Source organism: Vibrio sp. LB10LO1 (genome assembly GCF_010092875.1).
GTDB classification, from domain to species: domain Bacteria; phylum Pseudomonadota; class Gammaproteobacteria; order Enterobacterales; family Vibrionaceae; genus Vibrio; species Vibrio campbellii.
This window is the reverse complement of record NZ_JAADJW010000033.1, coordinates 14,744-36,296: the sequence shown is the minus strand read 5'-3', so window position 1 is coordinate 36,296 and position 21,553 is coordinate 14,744. Positions and strand designations below refer to the sequence as shown.

Genomic DNA, 21,553 nt, shown 5'->3' with positions numbered 1-21,553 from the left:
AATGGCTGACAAAGAAAAACTTTCAGCTCTCATGGATGGAGAATTGGTCGATAAGGCTTTAATTCAAGAATTAGAGCAAGACCAAGAGAGCCGTGATGCTTGGCAGAACTATCACCTAATTGGTGATGTGATGCGAGGCGAAGCGCCAGCAAAGCCTGAGTGGAATATTGCTGAAAGCGTAGCGTTAGCGTTAGAAGACGAGCCTGTGCATCGTGCTATCGATTCGCGCAGTGCTAACGTAATTTCAATTAACGACGCGCCAAAAGAGTCGCAACCAGAGCCACAAAAAGCGAAACGCCAGTTGCCTGCATGGTTGACTCAATTTGGTCAAGTAGCCGTTGCTGCGTGTGTATCACTTGTTGTGATACTAGGCGTACAGCAGTATGGTGGTAGCGACCCAATGTCGCCGCAAGCAGACCAACTTCCTGTACTTCAGACTGTGCCATTCGCGGGCAGTGCTGAACCAGTAAGCTTGACGCGTGAATCCGTAGAGCGTTCAGTTGGTGAAGCAAATATGCAAGAGCAACGCAAACGCGTTCATGCTATGCTTCGTGACTACGAATTGCAGCTAAGAATTAACAGTGATGCGTCTCAGCAAGATGCACATCTGACTCCGGATATTGAATGAAAAAATTTCTGATCAGCGCTTGCGCTCTGTTCAGTCTGATGTCTTCGCAAGCCTTTGCTGGTGATAAGCCAGCGGAGGCTTTATTGCATCAAATGAGCGAGGCGAGCAAGAATTTAAGCTACGAGCTCTCTTATATCCTTATCAAAAAGAACAGCATTGAACCTTTGCTGTATCGTCATGCGACTCACGACAAAGACCAGTACGCACACCTTGTGTACTTAAGTGGTCCCGTACGTGAAGTGATCCGTCGCGGCACTGAAGTAAGCTACATCGAAACTGGCGCAGAACCGTTTACCATTGAATCGGGTAAAATGGTCGCTCCCATCATGCCAATGCTGAATGCCAATATTGACGAGCTAAACTTGTACTACGACTACGTAAAAGTGGGGCGTGCGCGTGAAGCTGGCGTACCAACACAAGTACTGCGCATTGTGCCAAAAGATGGCTTGCGTTATTCATATGTGTTGTGGATTGATGAGAAGAGCCATTTGCCACTGCGTGCTGACCTAGTTGACCGCGATGGTGAAATGCTTGAGCAGTACCGTACTATCTCTTACTCAGTAAACCCTAAGATTGCTGAGTTGATGAGTGGCTTAGAAGAAGTTCAGTTGCCGGCGGTTCTGACAATGCCAAAAGGTGATATTGGAACGAGTAACTGGAATGTAGGTTGGACGCCTGAAGGTTTCCATCCAAATGAACTGAATCGCTACCGTATGGCAGTGACCGACCAAATGGTAGAAAGCCAACTGTACTCTGATGGACTATTTAGTTTCTCTGTGTACGTAGCGAACAAAGACGAGCACTCGTTGAAAGGCCAGCTGGTTCGTCAAGGTCGTCGCACATTGCATAGCTTTATAAGCGGCAATCATGAAATTTCCGTCGTTGGTGATATTCCACCGGCAACGGCTCAGCGTATCGCACAATCGGTCACTTTTAATGTAACAAAGAGTGAAGTGCAATGATGACTGCATTGGCTACCGTGACGGGTGTTCATCGTCACGGTCAGCAATACGATGTCGATCTCAGCTGTGAGCAACAAACCAGTTGCAGCAGCTGTTCATCGCAAAAAAGCTGCGGCACAGGCGTGGTTACCAAAGCCATTGGTAACAAAACGCTGTCGTGGCATTTGCGTACTCCAAAATCCGTCAAAGTTGGTCAAGTCGTGGAAATCGGTTTTCCTGAATCAAGCCTGATCAAATCTGCTATGGCGGTCTACCTTCTTCCTCTGTTTGGTTTGATTCTCGGTGCCGTGATTGGCAACTTCCTGCTTGCACCTATAACGACAGGTGGTGAGGGTATTACTATCCTATCCTCGGTGTTGTTTGCGGCTGGTGGTATGTGGCTCGCAAAACGTGTGTCACGCCCGCTTGAAGATGAGTCAAAGCGCCAAGTCACCCTTATTCGAGTTCTCGGTGAACCTATTCAATAAGTTCTAGACTTTAAATAAGGTGCGCCCGTTAACGAAATTGGGTAGAATCTGCCAACTTGATTGAAATGCCGTCAACTGACGGCTTTCTTACTGTCCCTATTTGTAAAGAGTTAGTCACCCTAAATCTATGAAGCACATTCGTAACTTTTCGATTATCGCCCACATCGACCATGGTAAGTCGACCCTATCTGACCGTTTAATCCAAGTTTGTGGTGGATTAAGCGATCGTGAAATGGCCGCACAGGTTCTGGATTCAATGGATCTTGAACGTGAGCGCGGTATCACCATCAAATCTCAGAGTGTGACGCTGAACTACACCGCTAAAGACGGCGAAACGTACCAGTTGAACTTCATCGATACTCCGGGACACGTTGACTTTGCGTACGAAGTATCACGTTCTCTAGCCGCTTGTGAAGGTGCGCTACTGGTGGTTGACGCAGGTCAGGGTGTAGAGGCTCAAACGCTAGCTAACTGTTACACCGCGATCGAAATGGATCTTGAGGTTGTGCCAATCCTAAACAAGATTGACCTACCAGCTGCTGATCCTGAGCGTGTAGCGGAAGAAATTGAAGAAATCGTTGGTATTGATGCAATGGAAGCTACCCGCTGTTCTGCAAAGACAGGTATCGGTGTAGATGATGTTCTAGAAAACATCGTATCAGCAATTCCAGCACCAGAAGGTGATCCAGATGCGCCACTTCAAGCGCTGATCATCGACTCATGGTTCGATAACTACCTTGGCGTTGTTTCTTTGGTTCGTATTAAAAACGGCTCACTGAAGAAAAACGACAAGATCAAAGTAATGAGCACAGGTCAAACTTGGGGTGTGGACCGTCTAGGTATCTTCACGCCTAAGCAAGTGGACACTGATGTTCTGCGTACTGGCGAAGTAGGCTGGGTAGTTTGTGGTATCAAAGACATCCTAGGCGCACCAGTAGGTGATACGCTGACGCTAGCGAAAAACGGCAGCGAGAAGCCACTTCCTGGCTTTAAGAAAGTAAAACCTCAGGTATACGCGGGTCTATTCCCAGTATCTTCTGATGATTACGAAAACTTCCGTGACGCACTAGGTAAACTTAGCCTAAACGATGCATCGCTATTCTACGAGCCAGAAAACTCAGCAGCACTAGGCTTTGGTTTCCGTTGTGGTTTCCTAGGCATGCTGCACATGGAAATCATCCAAGAGCGTCTAGAACGTGAATACGACCTAGACCTAATTACAACGGCACCAACCGTAGTTTACGAAGTAGAGCAAACTAACGGTGAGACAATGTACGTTGATAGCCCTGCAAAACTGCCAGCGGTTAACGACATTGAAGAGATCCGTGAGCCTATCGCGCGCTGTAACATCCTAGTACCAGCGGACTACCTAGGTAACGTAATCACACTATGTGTTGAGAAGCGTGGCGTTCAGGTGGACATGGTTTACCACGGTAACCAAGTTGCGATCACTTACGACATTCCAATGGCTGAAGTGGTACTGGACTTCTTCGACCGTTTGAAATCGACATCACGTGGCTACGCGTCTCTGGATTACAACTTCCAACGCTTTGAAGCATCGAACATGGTACGTGTAGACGTACTACTGAACGGCGACAAAGTGGATGCGCTAGCGCTGATTACGCACAAAGATCAGTCTCAGACTCGTGGTCGTCAGCTTGTTGAGAAAATGAAAGAGTTCATTCCTCGTCAGATGTTCGACATCGCGATCCAAGCGGCTATCGGTAACCACATCATCGCGCGTTCTACAGTGAAACAGCTACGTAAGAACGTAATCGCGAAATGTTACGGTGGTGACGTGAGCCGTAAGAAGAAACTTCTGAAGAAACAGAAAGAAGGTAAGAAACGTATGAAGCAGATCGGTAACGTAGAGCTGCCTCAAGAAGCGTTCCTAGCAATTCTTCACGTTGGTAAAGACTAGAGTTGAACTATCTCGTACTCTTGTCTGTCATAAGACGTTAGATAGTAAAATAAGTGAAAGGGTTTCGGCTCTTTCACTTTCGTATTTTTAGATAAGGGAATTTAATGGCGAATACATTCTCACTGATTCTAGTTATCGTGACTTTGGTAACTGGCGTAGTTTGGCTACTAGAAAAGCTGGTGTTTGCGAAAAAACGTCAAGCGAAAGTAGCGGAGATCCAAGCGCAAACAGCAAATGGTCTGGATGCTGTGACGCTACAAAAAGTAGAAAGCCAACCGTGGTGGGTAGAGAACAGTGTGTCTATCTTCCCAGTGATTGCATTCGTATTGGTATTACGTTCTTTTATCTATGAACCGTTCCAAATCCCTTCAGGCTCAATGATGCCAACCCTATTAGTGGGTGACTTCATTTTGGTGGAGAAATACGCGTACGGATTGAAAGATCCTGTATGGCGCACTCAGCTAGTGGAAACTGGCAAGCCAGAACGTGGCGACATCGTAGTATTCAAATACCCACCTCAGCCAAACATTGACTACATTAAGCGTGTGGTTGGTTTGCCAGGTGATACTGTTCGTTACTCTGCGGATAAGCAGGTATGTATTCAGTCGAAAGGTGAATCAACTTGTAAGCCAGTTAAGTTGAGCAATGTTGAAGAGAGCCCATTCATCCAAAATGGTATTCCTCTGGTTCAGATGAATGAAAAATTGGGTGAAGTTGAGCACCAAATTCTGGTGAATCCACTCGCTCGTGATCGTGTGCAGAACTACCAGCCACGTCCAGGTGTTAACGAGTGGGTTGTACCACAAGGTCAGTACTTTGTTATGGGTGATAACCGTGACAACAGTGCAGACAGCCGTTACTGGGGCTTTGTTCCAGAAGCAAACTTAGTCGGTAAAGCTGTTGCGATCTGGATCAGCTTCGAGTTTGATCGTGGCGCAGACAGCGTTCTACCTTCATGGATTCCAACTGGTGTGCGTTTCAACCGCATCGGTGGTATTCACTAACCATTACATATCGAGAGAGTATGAATTCTCCAATTGATAAACTAGAGAGAAAGCTCGGCTACCAATTTAAGGATGCTGGGCTTATCAACTTGGCGCTGACTCACCGCAGCGCCAACAGCAAGCATAATGAACGTCTTGAGTTTCTGGGCGATTCAATTTTAAGTTTTGTCATCGCTGATGATCTGTACCATCGTTTCCCGAAAGTGAACGAAGGTGACATGAGCCGTATGCGCGCGACCTTGGTTCGTGGGCACACATTGGCGGAACTGGGTCGTGAATTCGATCTAGGAGATTATTTAAAATTAGGTCCAGGTGAATTGAAGAGTGGCGGTTTCCGCCGAGACTCTATTCTAGCCGATGCGGTAGAAGCCATTATTGGTGCGATTTACCTTGATAGTGATATTGAACAAGTTCGCGGCATTGTACTGAGCTGGTACAACTCGCGTCTTGAGGCGATCAAGCCTGGCGTATCACAAAAAGATCCAAAAACTCGCCTACAAGAGTTCCTGCAAGGCAGAAGAAAACCGCTGCCTGTCTACACAGTGACTAATATTAAAGGTGAAGCGCACAACCAAGAGTTCACGGTTGAGTGTGACGTAGCAGGTGTGGATAAGCCTGTAATCGGTAAAGGCACCAGCCGCCGCAAGGCAGAACAAGCGGCTGCAGAAACGGCACTTGAGCAATTAACGAATGGCTGATAACGAATTCGATATCGATGCGTTTTTCGCATCACACGGTGAAGTAAGTTCACCAGAAAACCAACACTGTGGCTTCATTGCGATTGTTGGTCGTCCAAACGTAGGCAAATCGACGCTTCTGAACAAAATCTTGGGTCAGAAGATTTCGATCACGTCTCGTAAACCGCAGACGACGCGTCACCGCATCATGGGTGTGGACACAGACGGCGATTACCAAGCGATCTACGTAGATACACCAGGACTTCACATTGAAGAAAAGCGCGCGATTAACCGTTTGATGAACCGTGCGGCAAACTCATCTCTAAGTGATGTGAACCTAGTGTTCTTCTTGGTCGACGGTACGCACTGGACGAACGACGACGAGATGGTGCTGACTAAGCTTCAGAAGTCGAACTTCCCAGTTGTACTTTGTGTGAACAAAGTAGACAACGTGCAAGATCGTAATGAAGTGATGCTGCACATGATGGACATGTCGAAGAAGATGGACTTCGTTGACGTTGTGCCAATCTCTGCAAAACACGGTAAGAACATTGAAGTACTGCGCAAGCACGTACGCGATCACCTACCGAAAGCAACGCACCACTTCCCAGAAGAATACGTGACGGACCGCTCTCAGCGTTTCATGGCATCAGAAATCGTACGTGAGAAGTTAATGCGCTTCACGGGTGATGAGCTGCCATACTCAGTAACAGTTGAGATTGAGCGCTTCGACTACAACCCAGAAACCGATGGTTTCCATATCAACGCCCTAATTCTTGTTGAACGTAATGGTCAGAAGAAAATGGTGATTGGTAAAGGCGGCGAGAAGATCAAGACAATTGGTCGTGAAGCGCGTCTAGATATGGAAGAGCTATTCGGTCGTAAGGTTTACCTAGAGACTTGGGTAAAAGTGAAATCTGGTTGGGCAGATGACGAACGTGCTCTGCGCTCACTAGGTTACATCGACGACCTGTAAGTTTGGTTGCTTGTAAGTTTGGTAACGAAGACACTTCGTTCCAACATCGACTAAAATATAATATCGATTAAAATAAGGAGCCGCTTGGCTCCTTATTTTTTTATTACCGACTTAGGCACACTGATTGAAATGAGCAACCAGTCTTCAGAAGGCTTCCAGCGCTGCTTTGTATTGCACCGACGCCCTTACAGTGAATCGAGCTTGATCCTTGATGTATTCAGCGAGGAGTATGGTCGTATCACGCTGATGGCGAAAGGCGCGCGCAGCAAACGCTCTAATCTTAAAGGGGCATTACAGCCCTTCACGCCACTATTGCTGAAATGGTCTGGCAAAGGTTCTATGAAAACCTTACGTCAGGCTGAGCCAATCAGTTTGGGTTTGCCGTTGTTCGGGATAAACCTTTACTCCGCAATGTACGTAAATGAATTAGTCGGGCGCGTGTTAATGGCGGAAGTGCCGATGCCTGCGCTGTTTCATGATTATCTGCATGCACTAACGGAATTGGCTCAGAGTGATAACCCTGAACCGGGGTTGCGTCGTTTTGAATTGGCCCTGCTGTCTTCAATGGGTTATGGCGTCGATTTCTTACACTGCGCCGGGACGGGGGAGCCAGTCGATCCTGAGATGACTTACCGCTATCGTGAGCAAAAGGGATTCATAGCCTCAGTGAGGCGCGATAACCTGACATTTTTAGGTAATGAATTGATTGCGATTAGTGAACGGCGGTTCGTCACTAAAGAGCAATTAAAAGCGGCGAAACGCTTTACACGTATGGCATTAAAGCCGTATCTTGGCGGCAAACCTTTAAAAAGCCGCGAATTATTCATTCAGACATATCGAGCACGGAGTAACGGAAAATGAGCTCAATCTACTTAGGCGTTAATATCGACCATATTGCCACTCTACGTAATGCACGTGGTACTAAATACCCAGATCCAGTTCATGCTGCTGAGATCGCAGAGCGTGCCGGTGCTGACGGTATTACCATCCACCTACGTGAAGACCGTCGCCACATTCTAGATCGTGACGTACGTATCCTACGTGAAACCATTCAAACTCGTATGAACCTTGAAATGGCAGTAACGGACGAGATGGTTGAGATTGCGCTACAAACTAAGCCTGAGTTCGTTTGTCTGGTTCCTGAAAAACGTGAAGAGTTGACAACAGAAGGTGGTCTGGATGTTGTAGGCCAACTTGAGAAAGTGAAAGCGGCAACGCAAAAACTTACCGAAGCGGGCATCAAAGTCTCTCTGTTTATTGATGCTGACCGTCAACAGATCGATGCGGCAAAAGCTTGTGGCGCACCTTACATTGAGCTTCACACTGGTCACTACGCAGACGCGACAACAGAAGAAGATCAGCAAGATGAGCTGAAGAAGATCGCAGCAGGCGCGAGCTATGCTGATGACCTAGGTATCATCGTAAACGCAGGTCACGGTCTGACTTACCACAACGTTGCACCAATCGCAGCACTGCCAGAAATCTACGAGCTGAACATCGGTCACTCGATCATTGGCCGTGCGGTTTTCGATGGTCTAGAAAAATCTGTGGCAGAAATGAAAGCCATCATGGTTGCGGCTCGTAAGTAATCAGATTTAAGCATGGCAATTTTAGGATTAGGCACTGACATCGCAGAGATTGAGCGCATTGAAAAAGCGCTCGGTCGTACGGGTGAGCCCTTCGCAAAGCGCATTTTGTCGCAAGATGAAATGGTTAAGTTTGCTGAATTGAAGCAAAAAGGGCGCTACCTTGCGAAGCGTTTCGCAGTAAAAGAGGCGGCCTCAAAAGCGTTAGGAACTGGCATCGCAAAAGGCGTGACCTTCCATGATTTTACGGTTTCGAATGATAAGTTCGGTAAACCGATATTGACCTTATCTGGTGTGGCGAAGCAAATCGCCGAGTCGATGGGCGTCAATCATGTTCATCTATCCATTTCGGATGAACGTCATTACGCGGTCGCGACGGTGATTTTTGAATCCTAATTTGTCTGATTACGGATTAATAACCGAATACGAAAAAGCCAGAGTTGATGCTCTGGCTTTTTTATATCTATGATTTACTACGTTATTTTCTACTGTTCAAGATAGAGTTTCGCCGTCGTGGTTACTTTAATCATTTCATCTTGCAGTTCGAACATTTCCGGTTCGATGTCTTCGATGTCAGCGCCCGAGCGCAGTGCTTGTTCCAAGGTTGCACACAGAGACTTTAATCTCGGCACGCCACAGTAAGAGCTGCTGCCGTGAAGTTTATGCACCACATGGATAAGGTCATCACGCGAGAAGTCTTCTTGTTCTAAAGCTTGATCGACCACTTCTTCCACTTCAGGAATAAAATCAATCAGCATGCGCAGCATGTCTTTGGCCAAGTCTTCCTTGTTGGCACTTTGCTTCAATGCCGCTTGCCAGTCGATGATGACATCTTGCTGTGGTTTTTCTGGTGCTGGTGGTGCAGTCTCCACAATCGGTTCGACATAAGAAGGCGCTATTTTGTCGACACTCTCAGTACAGGTATTTGGGTTCCAGTGGACCAAAACCTGTTGCAGCACATGCTCTTCGATTGGTTTAGTTAGGTAGTCATCCATCCCCGCTGCTAATAGTCGGTCACGCTCGCCTGCCATGGCATGCGCGGTCACCGCAATCACTGGGGTGTCTTTGTTCAGCTCTAGCTCTTTAATATGCTGACAAGCCGTCACGCCGTCCATCAATGGCATTTGAATGTCCATGAAGATCAGATCGTATTTCTTCTCAGTCGCAAGATTCACCGCTTGCTGACCATTGCTGCACGCTGTTACCGTTTCTACACGCTCTTTCAATAGCGCAGAGATCAGTTTCAAGTTAGCTGGGTTATCGTCGACCGCAAGTACCGTCAGTGGCAAGCGTTCATTCACTACAGGCTCAATTGGAGCAATTACCGCTTGAGGCGTTTCGACATGATCTGTGATCAGACTTTGTAGAAGCTTGCGACGTGATAATGGCTTGGTCAGACATTGGATCTGATGATCGTTCATCACTTGATCTGCCAGTGCCAGTTCGGTACTCGGCGTACCCATGATCACACTCGGTGCCATGCGTTTGGCTTGTTCAATCCAAGACGCTACCGATTGATCATCGTAGGTTTGGTTGGCAGCCAAGTTCAACAAGACGTAATCGTAGTTCTCATCGTTTTCTGGCAACGAAGAGCGGTAGGTCACCAGAATACCTTCTTGGCTCAGGATCTGCTGTGTCACTGACGCCGCTTGCATGTTCGGTTCAACCAACAACAATTGCTTGCCAGTCAGTAGTTCGACTTCAATCAGATCGCTCATTGGCATTTCAGTTGAGTGCAAGCGAACCGTAAACCAGAAGGTTGAACCTTGGTGTAGGCGACTGGTTAGGCTGATTTCGCCGCCCATCTGGCTTACTAGTTTCTGAGTGATAACCAGACCCAGACCGGTACCACCATAGCGACGTGAAATACTTGCATCCGCTTGGCTAAACGCTTGGAACAACTGCGCTTGCTGACGCTCAGAGATACCAATACCAGTATCGCGCACCATGAATTGCAGTTCGACCGAATCACCAGATTGTGAGCGCATCTCAACGCTAATGTCGATATTACCGCGCTCAGTAAACTTGATGGAGTTGCCGACCAAGTTGGTGAGAATTTGTTGGATACGAAGTGGGTCACCCACCAAGCCTTGCGGGATCTTCGGATCCACTTTCAAGGTGATTTCCAATCCTTTTTCGTGCGCGCTGGTGGCTTGTAGGTTGATTACTTCTTCTAAGCTTTCACGGAATTCAAACGGAATATTTTCCAGTGCTAGCTTACCGGCTTCCAGTTTCGAGAAGTCGAGGATGTCGTTGATGATGTTCAGTAGGTTGTTTGCGGACTTCTCAATGGTCTGCAAGTAATCCGTTTGGCTGTTCGATAGCTGTGTTTTCAGCATCTGGCGGGTAAAGCCAATCACACCATTCAGCGGAGTACGAAGTTCGTGAGACATGTTCGCCAAGAATTCGGATTTCACACGTGCTGCTTCTTGGGCACGCTTCTTCGCGATGTCCAACTCCACGTTCTGAATCTCTAGCTGTTCCAGAGTCTCACGCAAGTCTGATGTCGCTTGGTCTATACTGTGCTGCATCTCAACGTGGTATTCCGACAGCGAGACCGCCATGGCGTTGATACCGTTTTTCAACTGGTCCAACTCACCGTGCATTTTGCCTTCGATACGCACATCAAGGTGACCACGACGAATGCGGTCCACAACGTTCTTCATGTGGGTGATCGGCTGGGTTACATCATGCATGAGGCGAGAGGCGAACACACTCGCGAGACCAAGACCAAGGATCAACACCAAGAAGGCAGAGAAGACTTCTTGATATTGCTGCAAGCGAAGTGACGAAAGATCCATTTCTACGGCGATGTAGCCGATGGCTTTTGTACCCTGATTCTCATTTGAGAGCTCCGAAAGATAGTGACCTTCAGATAGAATCGGCACACGAAGAATAAGCGAGTTATCGAAGATTTCCGAGTCCCCTAACTGAGGGATCGGTTTATCCTTCGGGAACATCAGAGCTTCAAAATTGGGATGGAAGTTAGAAGTGACGAAAAGCTCATGATTTTCATCGAATACCGCAATACTGCGAACCAGTTTCGAATTCTTACGGTGAGCGTAACTGATAAGGCGGCGAACGGCCTCGCGGCTTTCGGAAAGCAGGTGAGTTTCACTGGCAATCGCAAGCGGTTCGATAATGCTATTACCTGTGGTGATAACTTGTTTCTCTAGGTCTTGGTAGCGGTTGAATGAGAAAAAGCCGCTCAGTAATAAACCAATAATAAGAGTGGGAGCGAGAGTTAGTGTAATTACACGTGCTCTTAAGCCATATCTGGTCATGTTATCTAATTACATCGGAGTCTGGATATGGGAAAATAACGCATTATTTCTCAAGCGCACGATAAAGCCTTGAGCAAAAAAGTGACGTCACCGGATAAACGGTAAGCATAATCAAGTCACTCGAATCACACAACGGCTGCAAGCAAGAATAGTGAAGCAGTAGAGCAATTAGACACAAATCAGGCACAGAGCATGGCACGTATCTTTCAACCTAAAAAGAAAACGCAATTGAATACCCGTCACCAAGCGGTGCAAGTAGAGCGTTTGGATCACCACGGCGCAGGCATTGCTTACCTTAAGAAGAAACCATTGTTTATCGATGGTGCGCTACCGGGTGAGGAAGTGGTAACCCAATTGGTGGAAGAAAAGAGCAAGTTCGCTCGCGGTAAGTTGATTAAAATCCTTAAACCGAGTGACGCCCGCGTGGAGCCATTTTGTCCCCATTACCATGAATGTGGTGGCTGTGATCTGCAGCATTTGAACTATGACCAACAATTGACGCACAAGCAGCAAACGCTTCGTCAGTTAATGAGAAAATTTGCCGGCAGTGATATCGAGTTGGATGCGCCTGTGTTGGGTGAATCTCTTGGCTACCGTCGCCGTGCTCGTGTGAGCTTGTTCGTGGACAAAAAGACTCGTCAGCTGCACTTTGGTTTCCGTAAAAAGCAGAGTAAGCAAATTGCACAAGTGACGGATTGTCCTGTGCTCGCCCCTGAGTTGAATATGCTATTGCCAGAAATCTACTCGACGTTAAAAGTGTTTAAGAAGCCAGAGCAACTTGGTCACGTAGAGTTGGTGCTAGGCGACAACGGTCCATGCATCACATTGCGTCATCTGAGCAAACTGACGGAAAAAGAAACCAACTCGTTGGTGGAATTAGCGAAGCGTCACAATGCATCGCTCTACTTGATGCCAGAAACCGATCAGCTTGATTTGATTGAAGGTGAAGTGCCTTTCTATCAAGAAGCGGGTGTCACCGTGCCATTTACGCCAAATAACTTTATTCAAGTGAACCAAGCGGTAAACCAGAAAATGGTTGCTCAGGCAGTGGAGTGGTTAGACCCACAAAGTGACGAGCGAGTGTTAGATTTGTTCTGTGGTTTAGGTAACTTCAGTTTGCCTATCGCGAAACGTGCAAAACACGTGGTTGGCGTAGAAGGTGTGGCAGAAATGGTGGAAAAGGCAGCAAACAATGCATCTTTGAACCAAATCAATAACGCTCGATTTTATCACGCTAACCTTGAGCAAGATTTTGAAGGGCAAGTTTGGGCGGCTGAACAATTCGACAAAGTGCTGCTCGATCCAGCACGTGCGGGTGCGAGTGGGATCATTGATCAAGTTTCTGTACTTGGCGCACGCCGTATAGTTTATGTTTCTTGTAATCCTGCTACCCTTGCAAGGGATAGCCAGAGCTTGCTGGAGCAAGGCTACCAATTAACCAAATTAGGTATGCTGGACATGTTCCCTCATACCAGCCATCTAGAGTCGATGGCACTGTTTGAAAAGTCCTGATAATTGGGACTTTATTGATCACTTACTCGTGGAGGGTGGTCAATAAGCCAACGCTTAAGGCTTGGCACAAGAACTAACCTGGATGGTGTTAGTCAAACCACACAAATATAATAATTAGGATGATGAGATGGTTGCGGTAAGAAGCGCGCATTTAAACCAAGATGAACAGTTTGAACTTGAAAACTGGGTGGCTAGCCTAGGTCAAGAGAAGAACACAGCGAAACGCTTAACCGAAGTGTATCGTGACTGCCAATCTGTATTGGCGGATAACGAGCAGGCGGAGCTTTTGTTGTGGCGTGGACGAGAGATGATCGAAATCTTGATCACCTTGTCGATGGATAAAGCGACACTCGTCGCTGCGCAGCTGTTCCCTTTGGTCTCAAGTGGTGCTTTTGATAGAGAACTCCTTGAGGAAAAATACAGCAAAGAAATCATTAAGCTGATCGATGGCGTCGATGAAATGGCGGCAATCGGCCAGTTGAATGTAACAATGGATGGTGGAGCTGCCTCGTCTCAAGTCGATAACGTTCGTCGCATGCTGTTGGCAATGGTGGATGATTTCCGTTGCGTGGTTATCAAGCTGGCAGAACGTATCTGTAACCTGATTGAAGTAAAAAAAGCGCCGGACGAAGTTCGTCGTGCAGCGGCAAAAGAGTGTGCAAACATCTATGCGCCTCTGGCAAACCGCCTTGGTATTGGTCAGCTGAAGTGGGAAATCGAAGATTACGCCTTCCGCTACCAACAACCAGAAACCTACAAGCAAATCGCGAAGCAATTGGCTGAGCGTCGTATTGTCCGTGAACAATACATCAAAGACTTTGTCGACGACCTTACCCAAGAAATGACCGTATGCGGCATCAACGCAGAAGTCAGTGGTCGTCCAAAGCACATCTACAGTATCTGGCGCAAAATGCAGAAGAAGAGTCTGGCGTTTGATGAATTGTTTGACGTACGCGCGGTACGTATCATCGCTGACAAACTTCAAGACTGTTATGCCGCTCTGGGTGTGGTTCACACCAAATATAAACACTTACCAAGTGAGTTCGACGATTACGTAGCAAACCCGAAACCAAACGGTTACCAGTCTATCCATACCGTGATTCTTGGCCCTGAAGGTAAGACCATCGAGATCCAGATTCGTACTAAAGAAATGCACGAAGATTCTGAGCTCGGTGTTGCAGCGCACTGGAAATACAAAGAAGGCGCAAGCAGCCGCAGCGGTTACGATGAGAAGATCACGTGGCTACGTAAGCTACTCGATTGGCAAGAAGAGATGTCCGACTCTGGTGAGATGCTGGACGAGCTACGTAGTCAGGTATTTGATGACCGCGTGTATGCCTTTACCCCACGTGGCGATGTTGTCGATCTACCAATGGGCGCAACCCCGCTCGATTTCGCTTACCACATTCACTCAGAAGTGGGTCACCGTTGTATCGGTGCCAAAGTGGCGGGGCGTATCGTTCCGTTCACTCATAAACTGCAAATGGGCGATCAGGTTGAAATCATCACTCAGAAAGAGCCAAACCCTTCACGTGATTGGTTGAACCCGACGCTGGGTTTTGTGACGTCGAGCCGAGCACGTGCGAAGATCAACGCTTGGTTCCGCAAGCAAAGTCGTGAGAAGAACCTAGAAGCGGGTCGTGAAATTCTAGAACACGAACTGGCGAAAATCGGCGCGACACTGAAAGACGCTGATAACTACGCGCTGAAACGCTTTAACGTTAATAGTGCTGATGAGTTGTATGTTGGTATTGGTAGTGGTGACTTGCGTATCAACCAGATCATCAATCACATCAACGCGTTGGTAAACAAACCAACCGCGGAAGAGGAAGACCAGCAAGCGCTAGAAAAACTGCAAGAAGCAGAAAATCGCGCGCCAGCGCAAAGCCGTCCGAAGAAAGATGCGGTTGTGGTAGAAGGTGTCGATAACTTAATGACGCACCTAGCGCGCTGTTGTCAGCCGATCCCAGGTGATGAGATCTCAGGTTACATCACTCAAGGTCGTGGTATTTCGGTGCACCGTAGTGACTGTGAGCAACTAGAAGAACTTCGTCATCACGCACCAGAACGTATCATTGATACCGTTTGGGGTAGCGGCTTTGTCGGTTCTTACATCTTGACGGTTCGTGTTGAAGCGATGGAACGTGGTGGTCTACTAAAAGACATCACAACGCTATTTGCGAACGAGAAAATCAAGGTCACCAGCATGAAGAGCCGTGTCGATTACCGCACGCAAATGTCGATCATGGACTTTGACCTTGAAGTGACCAACCTTGAAGTGTTCTCACGCGTTTCGAAGCGTGTTGAGCAGATCAAGGATGTGATGTCGGTTAAACGCTTAGGCTAATTTTTACGTCGTATTTGGCTTTCTAGCGGCGTTAGCTGCACTTATGTGGCCCAATCTCATAGGCAAGCTATGCTCATGGGTCTCATAAGTTTGCTGCCTTGCCAGAAGAACCAACTACTTAGTAAAAACAGTTAGAAAACAAATTAAAGGTGAGTGGTTTTGGCCGCTCACCTTTTTCTTTAGATAGAAAGGTTTAAAGGAACAGAAAATGAGTCATCCAATTGAACAGTTAGAACAAATTATGGCGAAGCTGCGTGACCCAGAAAGCGGTTGCCCTTGGGATTTAAAGCAGACCTTCGACACCATTGTTCCGCACACTATCGAAGAAACCTACGAAGTGGTGGATGCGATTCAAAACCGTGATTGGCCGAACTTGCAAGAAGAGTTGGGTGACTTATTGTTCCAAGTGATTTTCTACAGCCAAATGGCGAAAGAGCAGGGATTGTTCGAGTTTTCTGATGTGGTGGAAACCGTTAACGAGAAGCTGACGCGTCGCCATCCTCATGTTTTTTCAGAAGTAGAGTTCGATTCTGAAGAAGCGATTAACGCAAACTGGGAAGCGGAAAAAGCGAAAGAGAAAGCACAAGTAGGCAAAGCTGAAGAAAGTATTCTAGACTCAATACCAAACTCTCTACCTGCGCTTTCGCGTGCTACAAAGATCCAGAAAAAGTGCGCAAAATTTGGCTTCGATTGGGATTCGCTTGGCCCGGTTGTAGGCAAAGTGCAGGAAGAAATTGAAGAGGTAATGGAAGAAGCGCTTCAAATTACGCCGGATGAGGAAAAAGTCGAACTTGAATTAGGCGATCTTTTATTTGCTACCGTGAACCTGTCGCGTCACTTAGGGAAAGACCCAGAAGTAGCACTGGCAAAAGCCAACTTAAAGTTCTCGAAACGCTTTAAAGGCGTGGAAACTAAAGTTGCAGCGCACGGTAAGCAGCTCACAGACTTTACTCTAGATGAACTCGATTCCATGTGGGATGAAGTGAAACGGGAAGAGCGAAGCTGAAATTGCATGAATACTCGAATTTGATTTGAAGCAAAAAATAAAAAATTACGGTGTGATAGATTTCACGTTGTGGCGGTTAGGAGCTTCTGGTATATTTACGTCCCGTCCAGAAGCACTCCATTTCCCTCATTCAACCAATTTCAGGTTAAACATGACGACAAATTACATTTTTGTTACTGGCGGGGTTGTATCCTCTCTAGGTAAAGGTATTGCAGCAGCATCTCTTGCCGCTATTCTAGAAGCTCGTGGTCTTAAAGTGACTATGATGAAGCTTGACCCTTACATCAACGTTGATCCAGGCACAATGAGCCCAACTCAACACGGTGAAGTGTTCGTTACGGAAGATGGCGCAGAGACTGACCTTGACCTTGGTCACTACGAGCGTTTCATCCGCACCAAGATGACTAAGCGTAACAACTTCACTGCTGGTCGTGTTTATGCAGACGTACTACGTAAAGAACGTCGCGGTGATTACCTAGGTGCAACCATTCAGGTTATCCCTCACATCACTAATGCTATCAAAGACCGCGTAATCGCAGGTTCTGAAGGCCATGATGTTGCTATCGTTGAAGTCGGTGGTACGGTAGGTGATATCGAATCACTACCATTTATGGAAGCTATCCGTCAGCTTGCTGTAGAACTAGGCCGTGAACGCGCAATGTTCATGCACCTAACGCTAGTTCCTTACCTAGCAGCTGCAGGTGAAGTGAAAACTAAGCCAACTCAGCACTCTGTTAAAGAGCTGCTGTCTATCGGTATCCAACCAGATATTCTAGTTTGTCGCTCTGATCGTATGATCCCAGCGAACGAGCGTAAGAAAATCGCTCTTTTCTGTAACGTACAAGAAAAAGCAGTTATCTCAATGAAGGACGTAGATTCTATCTACAAGATCCCTCAACTTGTTAAGTCTCAAGGTCTAGATGACCTAGTTTGTGCTCGCTTTGGTATCAACGCACCAGAAGCTGACCTGTCTGAATGGGAACAGGTTATCTACGAAGAAGCGAACCCAACTGGTGAAGTAACTATCGGTATGGTCGGTAAATACATCGAACTACCAGATGCTTACAAGTCAGTAAACGAAGCACTTAAACACGCAGGCTTGAAAAACCGTCTAAACGTCACAATTAAATACGTAGACTCTCAAGATGTTGAGACGAAAGGCGTAGAAGTACTTGAAGGTCTAGATGCAATCCTAGTACCTGGCGGCTTCGGTGACCGTGGTATCGAAGGTAAGATTCGCGCAGCACAATACGCTCGTGAAAACAAAGTACCTTACCTAGGTATCTGTCTAGGCATGCAAGTAGCACTTATCGAATACGCGCGTAACGTAGCGGGTATGGAAGGTGCGCATTCAACAGAATTTAACAAAGACACTAAGTACCCTGTGGTAGGTTTGATCACTGAATGGGTAGACGGCGAAGGTAAAGTTGAAGAACGTACTGAAACGTCTGACCTAGGTGGTACGATGCGTCTTGGTTCACAGCTATGTCACCTAGAAAAAGGTACGAAAGCTCGTGAACTATACGGCAACGCGACAATTCATGAGCGTCACCGTCACCGTTACGAAGTAAACAACAATCTTCGTCCGCAAATCGAAAAAGCAGGTCTGAAAGTATCTGGCCTATCAGCGGATAAGAAACTAGTGGAAATGATTGAGAACCCAGCTCACCCATGGTTTGTAGCGGCTCAATTCCACCCAGAATTCACCTCGACGCCTCGCGATGGTCACCCACTATTCGCAGGTTTCGTTAAAGCTGCTGGCCAAAACGCTCGCGGCGAATTCGAGAAGTAAAAGGATACGGGCAGCGGCGAAGGTTGTGCTGCTGCCCTTTAAAATTGACATTTATATTTGAAACGAGAGGAAACATTAATGTCTAAGATCGTTAAAGTTCTAGGTCGTGAAATCATCGACTCACGTGGTAACCCAACTGTAGAAGCTGAAGTACACCTAGAAGGCGGTTTCGTAGGTATGGCAGCAGCTCCATCTGGCGCATCTACTGGTTCTCGCGAAGCTCTTGAGCTACGTGACGGTGACAAAGCACGTTTCCTAGGTAAAGGTGTTCTTAAAGCTGTTGAAGCTGTAAACGGCGCAATCGCTGAAGCTCTAGTTGGCAAAGACGCTAAAGACCAAGCTGCAATCGACGCAGTAATGATCGAACTAGACGGCACTGAAAACAAATCTAAGTTCGGTGCGAACGCTATCCTAGCTGTTTCTCTAGCAAACGCTAAAGCTGCTGCTGCAGCTAAAGGCATGCCTCTATACGAGCACATCGCTGAGCTAAACGGCACAGCTGGTCAGTTCTCTATGCCTCTACCAATGATGAACATCATCAACGGTGGTGAGCACGCAGACAACAACGTTGACATCCAAGAGTTCATGATCCAACCAGTTGGCGCTAAGACTCTTAAAGAAGGTCTACGTATTGGTGCTGAAGTATTCCACAACCTAGCTAAAGTTCTTAAGTCTAAAGGCTACAGCACTGCAGTTGGTGACGAAGGTGGTTTCGCTCCAAACCTTAAGTCTAACGCTGAAGCTCTAGAAGTTATCGCAGAAGCTGTTGCAGCTGCTGGTTACGAACTAGGTAAAGACGTTACTCTAGCTATGGACTGTGCAGCATCTGAGTTCTTCGACAAAGAAGCTGGCATCTACAACATGAAAGGCGAAGGTAAAACTTTCACTTCTGAAGAGTTCAACCACTACCTAGCTGAGCTAGCTAACCAATTCCCAATCGTTTCTATCGAAGACGGTCTAGACGAGTCTGATTGGGCTGGCTTCAAGCACCAAACTGAACTACTAGGTGACAAGCTTCAACTAGTAGGTGACGATCTATTCGTTACTAACACTAAGATCCTTGCTGAAGGTATCGAGAAAGGCGTAGCTAACTCTATCCTTATCAAGTTCAACCAAATCGGTTCTCTAACTGAGACTCTAGCTGCAATCAAGATGGCTAAAGACGCAGGTTACACAGCAGTAATCTCTCACCGTTCTGGCGAAACTGAAGATGCAACTATCGCTGACCTAGCGGTAGGTACAGCTGCAGGTCAAATCAAGACTGGTTCTATGAGCCGTTCTGACCGTGTTGCTAAGTACAACCAACTTATCCGTATCGAGGAAGCTCTAGGTGAGCGCGCTCCTTTCAACGGTCTTAAAGAAGTTAAAGGTCAAGCTTAATTCTTAACTGAATTAACAGCTTAACTTAAAGCTTTTGAAAACGCCTCGCACTTGCGGGGCGTTTTTGTATCTGACATATGAGAACGCTTCGCTTCGAGAGGCGGGAGCGGGCTTCGCCCTTCGGGAATGCTTCGCTTCGAGAGGTGGGAACGGGCTTTGCCCTTCAGGAACGCTTCGCTTCGAGAGGCGGGAAGGGGCTTCGCCCTTCGAGAACGCTTCGCTTCGAGAGGCGGGAACGGGCTTCGCCCTTCGAGAGCACTTCACTTGGAGATATAAGAACAGACTTTGCTTTTTGATGTCTTTCGCTCATGTTCATTTGTCATTCCCTAGAACGACGAAGGAGAGAGTCGGGAATCTCTTTGTTTCATTTTGCTGCTTTTTTCCTGTAAGGAGCGTGTGAGTCTCTTTTTATACCCTAGAGCCAATCACGCATTTATGCTATATATGTCACCTTATCTAATCCCTTCCGGTACAGAATGTTAGCAACGATATGCGAATCTTTGTTATAGCCCTTACGTTACTGTTTGGCTGGCTTCAATATACCCTCTGGTTTGGCAAAAACGGGGTCTCTGACTACTACACAGTAGAAGATGAAATTGAAGTGCAGCAGCAAGTAAACAGCAAGCTGCAAGCTCGTAATAACGAGATGTTCGCTGAGATTGATGACTTACGACAAGGTCTTGATGCAATCGAAGAACGTGCACGTCATGAACTTGGTTTGGTTAAAGATGGCGAAACCTTCTACCGAATTGTCGATGAGGAAGAGCATTAATATGTTGGATACTAACACTCCAACCCATATTGCCATTGTGCCAGCAGCTGGTGTTGGCAGCCGCATGAAGGCAGATCGCCCAAAACAATACCTGTTGATTGACGGCAAAGCGGTACTGGAACATACCGTAGAGAAACTGCTTTCTCACCCAAAGATTTCTAAGGTTGTCGTGGCTATTACCGACGGCGACCCATACTACCCTGAACTGTCCATTGCTCAACATCCTGATGTGATTCGTGTAGCTGGTGGCAAAGAAAGGGCAGACTCTGTGTTATCAGGGCTAAACTATGTAAGTACACATCTGGAAAGCGAGTGGGTATTAGTCCACGACGCGGCAAGACCGTGTGTATTAACATCCGACATTGACCGTTTGATTGATGTTTGTTGCGCTCATCCTACGGGTGGCATTCTCGCTTCTCCAGTGAGAGACACGATGAAGCGAGCAAACGCGGCACAAGATATCGATCACACGGTAGATAGAGAAGCATTGTGGCATGCATTAACTCCACAAATGTTTAAAACTCAGCAGCTTACTCAAGCACTGGCTGACGCATTAGAACAAGGTGCAACCATTACTGATGAAGCTTCGGCTTTGGAATGGTTAGGCGAGAAGCCGGCTTTAGTTCAAGGGAATGCGAATAATATAAAAATTACTCAGCCAGAAGATCTTGCGTTAGCCGAGTTTTATCTCAGCCGTGAGCGCGGCGAATAAAGAAAGGATAAAAAATGATTCGAATTGGTCATGGTTTCGACGTACATAAATTCGGTGGTGAAGGTCCGGTAATCATTGGTGGCGTAGCGATCCCTTACGAACAAGGTTTGATTGCTCACTCAGATGGTGATGTAGCGCTGCATGCGTTAACGGATGCCCTGCTTGGCGCGATTGCTGCGGGCGACATTGGTCGTCACTTCCCTGATACGGATGACAAATGGAAAGGCGCAGATAGTCGTGAATTACTGAAAGACGTTTACCGTCGAGTCAAAGAGCAAGGCTACCGTCTTGGTAATGCAGATGTCACTATCATGGCACAAGCGCCGAAGATGGCACCGCACATTGACGCAATGTGTGCTGCCATTGCCGAAGACCTTGAAACCGACATTAGCAACATTAACGTAAAAGCAACCACGACAGAACGTCTTGGTTTTACTGGACGCAAAGAAGGCATTGCAACGGAAGCAGTTGTACTTCTGTTTAAGCAATAATTAGCAATTTGCTCCTCTAAGCTGTGATATCAGCGG

The 21,553-nt window shown here is 47.0% G+C and carries 19 protein-coding genes; 18 read left to right on the top strand and 1 reads right to left on the bottom strand.

Features of this window, described 5'->3' with window-relative positions; all coding sequences use genetic code 11:
• Position 1 precedes the first annotated feature (1 nt).
• The 10 genes from GXP65_RS19670 (at position 2) to acpS (ending at position 8,617) form a co-directional block, all read left to right on the top strand.
• Positions 2-628: a sigma-E factor negative regulatory protein gene (locus GXP65_RS19670; RefSeq protein ID WP_005449785.1), complete on the top strand. Its 627-nt coding sequence runs from the start codon at positions 2-4 to the stop codon at positions 626-628.
• On the top strand, positions 625-1,590 hold the full coding sequence (gene rseB, locus GXP65_RS19665) for a sigma-E factor regulatory protein RseB (protein ID WP_005531641.1): 966 nt from the start codon (positions 625-627) through the stop codon (positions 1,588-1,590). Before GXP65_RS19670 ends, rseB begins: the two co-directional genes overlap by 4 nt.
• On the top strand, positions 1,587-2,057 hold the full coding sequence (locus GXP65_RS19660; RefSeq protein WP_012128921.1) for a SoxR reducing system RseC family protein: 471 nt from the start codon (positions 1,587-1,589) through the stop codon (positions 2,055-2,057). The genes rseB and GXP65_RS19660 overlap by 4 nt, the downstream gene beginning before the upstream one ends.
• 127 nt (positions 2,058-2,184) lie before the next feature.
• On the top strand, positions 2,185-3,978 hold the full coding sequence (lepA, locus tag GXP65_RS19655) for a translation elongation factor 4 (protein ID WP_045395395.1): 1,794 nt from the start codon (positions 2,185-2,187) through the stop codon (positions 3,976-3,978).
• 104 nt (positions 3,979-4,082) lie between these two features.
• Positions 4,083-4,982 (top strand): signal peptidase I, encoded by a 900-nt coding sequence (gene lepB / locus GXP65_RS19650; protein ID WP_162093533.1) that lies wholly within the window; start codon positions 4,083-4,085, stop codon positions 4,980-4,982.
• 20 nt (positions 4,983-5,002) lie between these two features.
• Positions 5,003-5,680: a ribonuclease III gene (gene rnc, locus GXP65_RS19645; protein ID WP_017189113.1), complete on the top strand. Its 678-nt coding sequence runs from the start codon at positions 5,003-5,005 to the stop codon at positions 5,678-5,680.
• Positions 5,673-6,635 (top strand): GTPase Era, encoded by a 963-nt coding sequence (gene era / locus GXP65_RS19640; protein WP_005531651.1) that lies wholly within the window; start codon positions 5,673-5,675, stop codon positions 6,633-6,635. Before rnc ends, era begins: the two co-directional genes overlap by 8 nt.
• A 129-nt stretch (positions 6,636-6,764) precedes the next feature.
• Positions 6,765-7,496, top strand: coding sequence for a DNA repair protein RecO (gene recO / locus GXP65_RS19635; protein ID WP_005426504.1), 732 nt, complete (start codon positions 6,765-6,767; stop codon positions 7,494-7,496).
• Positions 7,493-8,224 carry a pyridoxine 5'-phosphate synthase gene (gene pdxJ, locus GXP65_RS19630; protein WP_005426507.1) on the top strand — a complete coding sequence of 244 codons (732 nt, stop codon included), beginning with the start codon at positions 7,493-7,495 and terminating at the stop codon, positions 8,222-8,224. The genes recO and pdxJ overlap by 4 nt, the downstream gene beginning before the upstream one ends.
• A 12-nt stretch (positions 8,225-8,236) precedes the next feature.
• Positions 8,237-8,617 carry a holo-ACP synthase gene (acpS, locus tag GXP65_RS19625; protein WP_162093532.1) on the top strand — a complete coding sequence of 127 codons (381 nt, stop codon included), beginning with the start codon at positions 8,237-8,239 and terminating at the stop codon, positions 8,615-8,617.
• 89 nt (positions 8,618-8,706) lie between these two features.
• Here acpS and barA read toward each other — a convergent pair whose 3' ends face one another.
• Entirely contained in the window at positions 8,707-11,505 is a 2,799-nt protein-coding gene (barA, locus tag GXP65_RS19620) for a two-component sensor histidine kinase BarA (RefSeq protein ID WP_162093531.1), read from the bottom strand.
• Positions 11,506-11,697: 192 nt separating this feature from the next.
• Between barA and rlmD the strand changes: the two genes are divergently transcribed.
• The 8 genes from rlmD (at position 11,698) to ispF (ending at position 21,517) form a co-directional block, all read left to right on the top strand.
• Positions 11,698-13,017: a 23S rRNA (uracil(1939)-C(5))-methyltransferase RlmD gene (gene rlmD / locus GXP65_RS19615; protein WP_134976371.1), complete on the top strand. Its 1,320-nt coding sequence runs from the start codon at positions 11,698-11,700 to the stop codon at positions 13,015-13,017.
• Between the two features lie 127 nt (positions 13,018-13,144).
• Positions 13,145-15,364, top strand: a complete 2,220-nt coding sequence (gene relA / locus GXP65_RS19610) for a GTP diphosphokinase (protein ID WP_038891111.1) — start codon at positions 13,145-13,147, stop codon at positions 15,362-15,364.
• A gap of 208 nt (positions 15,365-15,572) precedes the next feature.
• On the top strand, positions 15,573-16,370 hold the full coding sequence (gene mazG, locus GXP65_RS19605; RefSeq protein WP_038891109.1) for a nucleoside triphosphate pyrophosphohydrolase: 798 nt from the start codon (positions 15,573-15,575) through the stop codon (positions 16,368-16,370).
• A 151-nt stretch (positions 16,371-16,521) separates the two neighbouring features.
• Positions 16,522-18,162 carry a CTP synthase gene (locus GXP65_RS19600; RefSeq protein WP_005531665.1) on the top strand — a complete coding sequence of 547 codons (1,641 nt, stop codon included), beginning with the start codon at positions 16,522-16,524 and terminating at the stop codon, positions 18,160-18,162.
• Positions 18,163-18,240: 78 nt separating this feature from the next.
• On the top strand, positions 18,241-19,542 hold the full coding sequence (eno, locus tag GXP65_RS19595) for a phosphopyruvate hydratase (RefSeq protein WP_005425372.1): 1,302 nt from the start codon (positions 18,241-18,243) through the stop codon (positions 19,540-19,542).
• 490 nt (positions 19,543-20,032) lie between these two features.
• Positions 20,033-20,314 carry a cell division protein FtsB gene (ftsB, locus tag GXP65_RS19590; RefSeq protein WP_005452106.1) on the top strand — a complete coding sequence of 94 codons (282 nt, stop codon included), beginning with the start codon at positions 20,033-20,035 and terminating at the stop codon, positions 20,312-20,314.
• A 1-nt stretch (position 20,315) separates the two neighbouring features.
• A complete protein-coding gene (ispD, locus tag GXP65_RS19585) occupies positions 20,316-21,026 on the top strand; it encodes a 2-C-methyl-D-erythritol 4-phosphate cytidylyltransferase (protein ID WP_162093530.1) in 711 nt (236 codons plus the stop codon).
• A gap of 14 nt (positions 21,027-21,040) precedes the next feature.
• A complete protein-coding gene (gene ispF, locus GXP65_RS19580) occupies positions 21,041-21,517 on the top strand; it encodes a 2-C-methyl-D-erythritol 2,4-cyclodiphosphate synthase (RefSeq protein WP_005425365.1) in 477 nt (158 codons plus the stop codon).
• Positions 21,518-21,553 lie beyond the last annotated feature (36 nt).

Bases quoted from the DNA above. Each gene is read 5' to 3' on its own strand.
- mazG (WP_038891109.1), top strand. From the start codon at position 15,573: ATGAGTCATCCAATTGAACAGTTAGAACAAATTATGGCGAAGCTGCGT.
- lepB (WP_162093533.1), top strand. From the start codon at position 4,083: ATGGCGAATACATTCTCACTGATTCTAGTTATCGTGACTTTGGTAACT.
- rseB (WP_005531641.1), top strand. From the start codon at position 625: ATGAAAAAATTTCTGATCAGCGCTTGCGCTCTGTTCAGTCTGATGTCT.
- ispD (WP_162093530.1), top strand. From the start codon at position 20,316: ATGTTGGATACTAACACTCCAACCCATATTGCCATTGTGCCAGCAGCT.
- acpS (WP_162093532.1), top strand. From the start codon at position 8,237: ATGGCAATTTTAGGATTAGGCACTGACATCGCAGAGATTGAGCGCATT.
- ftsB (WP_005452106.1), top strand. From the start codon at position 20,033: ATGCGAATCTTTGTTATAGCCCTTACGTTACTGTTTGGCTGGCTTCAA.
- eno (WP_005425372.1), top strand. From the start codon at position 18,241: ATGTCTAAGATCGTTAAAGTTCTAGGTCGTGAAATCATCGACTCACGT.
- recO (WP_005426504.1), top strand. From the start codon at position 6,765: ATGAGCAACCAGTCTTCAGAAGGCTTCCAGCGCTGCTTTGTATTGCAC.
- pdxJ (WP_005426507.1), top strand. From the start codon at position 7,493: ATGAGCTCAATCTACTTAGGCGTTAATATCGACCATATTGCCACTCTA.
- rnc (WP_017189113.1), top strand. From the start codon at position 5,003: ATGAATTCTCCAATTGATAAACTAGAGAGAAAGCTCGGCTACCAATTT.
- barA (WP_162093531.1), bottom strand. From the start codon at position 11,505: ATGACCAGATATGGCTTAAGAGCACGTGTAATTACACTAACTCTCGCT.
- GXP65_RS19660 (WP_012128921.1), top strand. From the start codon at position 1,587: ATGATGACTGCATTGGCTACCGTGACGGGTGTTCATCGTCACGGTCAG.
- lepA (WP_045395395.1), top strand. From the start codon at position 2,185: ATGAAGCACATTCGTAACTTTTCGATTATCGCCCACATCGACCATGGT.
- relA (WP_038891111.1), top strand. From the start codon at position 13,145: ATGGTTGCGGTAAGAAGCGCGCATTTAAACCAAGATGAACAGTTTGAA.
- ispF (WP_005425365.1), top strand. From the start codon at position 21,041: ATGATTCGAATTGGTCATGGTTTCGACGTACATAAATTCGGTGGTGAA.
- GXP65_RS19600 (WP_005531665.1), top strand. From the start codon at position 16,522: ATGACGACAAATTACATTTTTGTTACTGGCGGGGTTGTATCCTCTCTA.
- era (WP_005531651.1), top strand. From the start codon at position 5,673: ATGGCTGATAACGAATTCGATATCGATGCGTTTTTCGCATCACACGGT.
- GXP65_RS19670 (WP_005449785.1), top strand. From the start codon at position 2: ATGGCTGACAAAGAAAAACTTTCAGCTCTCATGGATGGAGAATTGGTC.
- rlmD (WP_134976371.1), top strand. From the start codon at position 11,698: ATGGCACGTATCTTTCAACCTAAAAAGAAAACGCAATTGAATACCCGT.